At 51.8% G+C, this 5,215-nt stretch carries 4 protein-coding genes and 1 pseudogene; 2 read left to right on the top strand and 3 right to left on the bottom strand.

Annotated elements, in window-relative coordinates; all coding sequences use genetic code 11:
- Window positions 1-247 precede the first annotated feature (247 nt).
- Together Q0628_RS08260 and thiL are read right to left on the bottom strand one after the other, a co-directional pair.
- Complete coding sequence (locus Q0628_RS08260; protein ID WP_298769979.1) at window positions 248-2,182, bottom strand: ATPase, T2SS/T4P/T4SS family; 1,935 nt, start codon at window positions 2,180-2,182, stop codon at window positions 248-250.
- A complete protein-coding gene (gene thiL / locus Q0628_RS08255) occupies window positions 2,179-3,171 on the bottom strand; it encodes a thiamine-phosphate kinase (RefSeq protein WP_298769977.1) in 993 nt (330 codons plus the stop codon). Before thiL ends, Q0628_RS08260 begins: the two co-directional genes overlap by 4 nt.
- 165 nt (window positions 3,172-3,336) lie before the next feature.
- Here thiL and Q0628_RS08250 point away from each other — a divergent pair, with 165 nt between their 5' ends.
- Window positions 3,337-3,759 (top strand): hypothetical protein, encoded by a 423-nt coding sequence (locus Q0628_RS08250; RefSeq protein ID WP_298769975.1) that lies wholly within the window; start codon window positions 3,337-3,339, stop codon window positions 3,757-3,759.
- A gap of 156 nt (window positions 3,760-3,915) precedes the next feature.
- Window positions 3,916-4,893, top strand: a complete 978-nt coding sequence (locus Q0628_RS08245; protein ID WP_298769973.1) for a hypothetical protein — start codon at window positions 3,916-3,918, stop codon at window positions 4,891-4,893.
- Between the two features lie 19 nt (window positions 4,894-4,912).
- On the opposite strand, the pseudogene Q0628_RS08240 reads toward Q0628_RS08245, so the two are convergent.
- Window positions 4,913-5,215, bottom strand: a pseudogene (locus tag Q0628_RS08240) (1,4-beta-xylanase); the annotation flags it as partial.

Genomic DNA, 5,215 nt, shown 5'->3' with positions numbered 1-5,215 from the left:
CATCGCTAGATGACGATTTGTCGTTGCCACAAGCGGTAAAAAGTAAAGAAGATAAAGCTGCGATTGCAAAAGTGAGTTTCTTCATGGCAGTAAAATAGCATTTTTCTATTTTTTCCGTCATGCGTGAACAGGAAGGCCGTCGCGCAAACGCCTCAAGCCTTGAACGAATCTTCCATATGTGTCACGGGGTCAATTTTCAAAGGCCCTCCAAGAGGGTCTTTCTTTAAATTTGAATCGGGGGCTTCTACTAGTCGTCAGAGGTAGAGGCGCCGATGGCCTGTTCGAGCGTCGTATGCCCGTCCAAAGCCTTCTGGATACCGTCCATACGCAAGGTAATCATGCCGCATTCCTGCATGGCGGCACGTTTGATGACATCGCCCGAAGAACGCTTGATAATCAGGTTACGCACGGTTTCGTTCGGAACCAGGAATTCGTAGATACCGCAACGGCCCTTGTAGCCCGAACCATCGCACTTGTCGCAACCCTTACCATGGTAGAACTGCATGTCGGGGGTCAAGTGGAATTCGTCGCGCATGGCCTGCGAAATTTCGACAGGTTCTTTACAATACTTACAAATGCGGCGCACAAGACGTTGCGCAAGCACGCCCTTGATAGCGGTAGACACAAGGAACGGTTCCAGGCCCATTTCCAATAGACGCGGGAATGCACCGGCAGCGTCGTTGGTATGGAGCGTACTAAAGACCAAGTGACCCGTCAAGGCAGCTTCAATAGCCATGGACGAAGTTTCCTGGTCACGCATTTCACCAATCATAATCACGTCCGGGTCCTGACGGAGCAGGGCGCGGATGCCGGCTGCAAAGGTAAAGCCTGCGGCATTGTTAATCTGTCCCTGGTTCACGCCGTCGATGTTCAATTCGACAGGGTCTTCCATGGTAGAAATATTAATAGTACTATCAAGAATCTCGCGAATAGAAGCGTAAAGCGTCGTAGACTTACCCGAACCCGTAGGACCGGTCACCAGCACAATTCCGTTAGGAGCATTAATCGCATCGATAAACTGCTTAAGCACGCGCGGGTCGAAACCCATATCCTTTAGCGGGAACTGACCCGAGTTCGGGTCCAAGATACGCATAACAATCTTTTCACAGACGCCACGTTTACGCAGAGAAATCGGGAACGAGCTCACACGAAGGTCAACTTCGGAACCCTTGTAACGCACGGTAAAGCGGCCGTCCAAAGGCTTACGCTTTTCGGCGATGTCCATCTTGGACAGAAGCTTAATACGAGAAAGAATCTGCGGCATCAAACGAGCCGGGATCGGGGACATCACCTGCAGGTCACCGTCAATACGGTAACGGAGTTTGAGGAACGTTTCCTGCGGCTCCAGATGAATATCGGAGGCATGACGGGCAATAGCTTCGTGGATCAGCGTCGTCACAATCTTCACGACCGCACGACCTTCTTCGTCCGTCAGTTCAGGTTCGTCATTGTTGCCCTGACCGCGTTCGACGGTTTCAAGTTCTTCGCTGTCCTTGCTTTCGCCAATCAATTCAGCGAGGGATTCTTCAGAAGTTCCATGACCGGCATACACCCTATCAATAGCCTTCATGACATCCGCTTCGGACGCCATGACGACTTCGACATCCATCCTCACCTTGAACTTCACCACGCTGATAGTGCGCATATTGGTGGGGTCGGTCATTGCAATCGTCAACACAGATTTAGCCTGGCGGCGGTCATCTTCTCCATTCTGGACAAAGAGCGGAACGACCTTGTACTGACGGCACATGTCTTCGGGCAAATAATTATAGGCGTTGGGATCGATCGAGAAATTGTCGAGCTTAACGTAGGGAACTTCAAACTGACGGGAAAGGATTTCGATTAACCTTTCTTCGGGCATATAGCCCAAGTCCACCAGGGTACGGCCCAGGCGCTTACCAGAGGTTTTCTGTGTTTCAAGAGCCTTATCCAACTGCTCTTGGTTAATATAGCCCTGCGCAAGGAGCATCTCGCCGATACGCATCTTGGTAGACGACTGCATCTGCGAGCCGAGAATGTTCGTCAGAGTTTCTTCGTTCACCATTCCCAGACGAACGAGAATCTTGCTGAGCATCAGGCCAGTACGCTTATGTTCGGCCATAGCATGGGCCAACTGGTCTTCGTCAAGCACACCCTGACGGAGGAGCAACTGTCCCAAGTTCAATTTGTTGTTGTTTATCATAAATGCGACCATGCCCGTGGATCCACGGGAACAACTTCTCCTTTTGAGCAAAGCATGCGAACACGAGGATTCTGGTCTTTTTCCAGAACACAGCCTATTCTGCACACCTTATCAAAAACTTGATGTTCTTTGTTAAATATACCTTCTGAGCAAGAATTTGCAAACAACAATCCATATTCTTCACCGCCATTTAGGGCGAAATTTAGGGCAGAAACCCCAAAAAAGCGGCTCATCCGCAGAACTTCCGGGTCAATCGGCAGTAAATTCTCGTCTATCTGCAGAGAAACCCCGGAAGACAGAGCGATATGATTCAACTCCGAGGAAATTCCGTCACTGATATCCATACAGGCACCGTAGACCCCCATTTTCGCCAACCGAGCTCCTGCAGATTCGTCAATCCTTGGCGCAAGGTGATATTCCACCAGCGATGGATATTCCGAAGCCCTTTCCGGATGGTTCATCAGCAACCAGAGACCCGCAGCTGACTTTCCAAGCGTTCCGTTGACAAATAGGGAATCGCCCGGTTTTGCAGCCGATCGCAACAGAGGCTTTTCACCCGCAAGCTCTCCGAGCAAAGTCGTGGAGAACATGCCCACCTCGCCCGATACCGTATCGCCACCAATCAGCGCAATTCCCCTTTTGGCAAATCCAGCCGACAGCGCATCGCGAATCCGCGCAAGCGTTTCCGACGACCAGGACTTGTTTATACAGAGTCCAAGCACAGCAAGGCGCGGGACGCCACCCATCGCCGAGATATCGGAAACATTGGAAACGATATGCTTTTCTACAGCCTGCTCGGGAGTGGACCAGTCGAGCCTAAAATGAGTATTTTCAACAGACAGATCCTTAGTCACCAGCCAGCCGTCAAACTGAGCGCAATCGTCACCCACACCGAGCCAACCTCTGGAGTGTGGGGATTCCTGCCTGCAATCGGCAGCATTTTCAAGAAGCTTATCTATAAATCGAAATTCGCCCAAATCAGGAAACATGTAACAAATATAAATAGAAATAGACCCTAATTTTTATCCACCGGGAAAAACAAGTTGGAGACATGTTGTTGATAAGTTGGAAACAATCATTGGATAACGAACAAAAATTCAAATTTATCCAAAAAAACTATTCACAATCCAGCATAAAAACCTATCTTTTAGCACATGGAACACATCTTCTTCATAGCCCCATCCTCTCCAGGCAGCCTTGACAGGCTCAGCCAATGGACTTTCCGTTGGCTTTTGGAACATGGGGATTTGGCAGAAGACTCCACCATGTACACCTGCAATTCCATCGAAGATGCGACGAACCTTCTGGAATCGGCACTGATTATTGGACAATCCCCTGCCCTCATCATTCTGGACCACGCGGACCGTCCACACGAACAGAATCTCAAGTTCAGCAAGCTCTTGCATGACGGCATTCCGGAATCGTGGATCGTGGAGCTCGTCCCCGACAACATGCCGCTTCCCCAGTGCGACGAAAACTACTACTGGGTCCGCAAACCCGTCAGCGAAGACGAATGGTATAGCACGCTCGAACAGGTGCTGCTCAAGAGCGGATCGCCCCAATGGGCTAATAACTAGTGTGACAAATGCATAAGGCGAGTGCCGCGGCCAAGCTTGCTTGGACATGGCCGAGCCAAGCATTTGGTTCTTGAGCGTAACGAAAGAACAAATGTGTGATGTGGAATGAGCGATTAGCAATTCCACTTTTCTTTTTTTAAATACTAAATTCTACACATGATTAAAGGTGTAAGTTACTTTGGCGTGCGCGCGCCCAAGCACGTTCTTGCCGACATGGCCGACATTAAGGCGGCGGGTTTTAACGCGGTACTCCACACGTGGAGCGAGGAAGACCAGCAGTATTACTACGGAACGATGAAGGACATCGTGGACGGGAGCGCCGGAATGGGCCTCAAGGTCTACGTGAACCCGTGGGGTGTGGGCCGCGTATTTGGCGGCGAGGCGTATTCGGAACTCACCGCAAGGAACCACGACTTATGCCAGGTAGCGCTCGATGGCAAGCCCAAGGTGGCCGCCTGCCCGAACCATCCGGAATTCCGCGCCTACATGCACAAGTGGATTGAAACCGTATGTGCGACGAAGGTCGACACGGTTTTCTGGGACGAGCCGCATTTTTACTTTGAGAAGGGCGGACTACAGAACTGGAGTTGCAGGTGTGAAAAGTGCCGCGCGCTGTTCAAGGCGCGTTTCGGCTACGAGATGCCCGCCGAACTCACCGAAGATGTTTTGAAATTCCGTGAAGACAGCCTGATTGATTTTCTGAAAGAAATGACTGAAGACGTGCACGCCCGCGGCAAGCGCAACTGCGTTTGCATGCTGCCGCCGTGGTTCCCCGCGGGGCTCGACGACTGGGGCCGCGTTGCAAGCCTTGCGAGCGTTGACGAGGTGGCCAGCGACCCATATTGGGAAAAAGGTGCCACCGAGGAATGGGTCCGCGAGAAGTACGCGGAAACCGCCCGCAAATTGATTGAGGTCGCCGCCAAGTACGGCAAGGCCGTGCAGATGTGGGTGAAGGCGTACCAGATTGAAGCGGGCCGCGAAAACGACCTAGCCATCGCCGTCGAGGAAAGTCGCGCCGCAGGTATCGACAACATCTTCGCGTGGAGCTACCGTGGCACCGAGACGCTCACCTGGCTCAAAAGCGACAACCCGGACGAAGTCGCCCGGGTGTTCAGGAAATCGCTCAGTCTCTAACGGAACGCACGAACGCTAATTACTTCATCACGCGTATCGTCGCGGAACCCGCGCGGGATTTTGCGATGAATGTGCCGCCGTTTTTCACGAGGGTTTTCGCACTGGCGCGGAGTTCCTGCATTCCTGAGGCTCGCACCTTTCCCAGATAGTTGCCGTTCATGTCGAAAATGCGGTAGTTTTCAGCTCCGGTCGAATGCGATAGCGCGGGCTTTACAAAGGCCGTGCATTCATCAACGCAAACGACTTCATCCTCTCCGAACTGGAAGTAATCTACATCCATCCACGAGCCTGTCACCGTAAAGCGCAATATGTGTTCGCCCGC

The sequence above is a fragment of the uncultured Fibrobacter sp. genome (assembly GCF_937877005.1).
Taxonomy (GTDB): domain Bacteria; phylum Fibrobacterota; class Fibrobacteria; order Fibrobacterales; family Fibrobacteraceae; genus Fibrobacter.
Note: the sequence above shows the minus strand (reverse complement) of the source record. Positions and strands in the feature narration are given on the sequence as shown.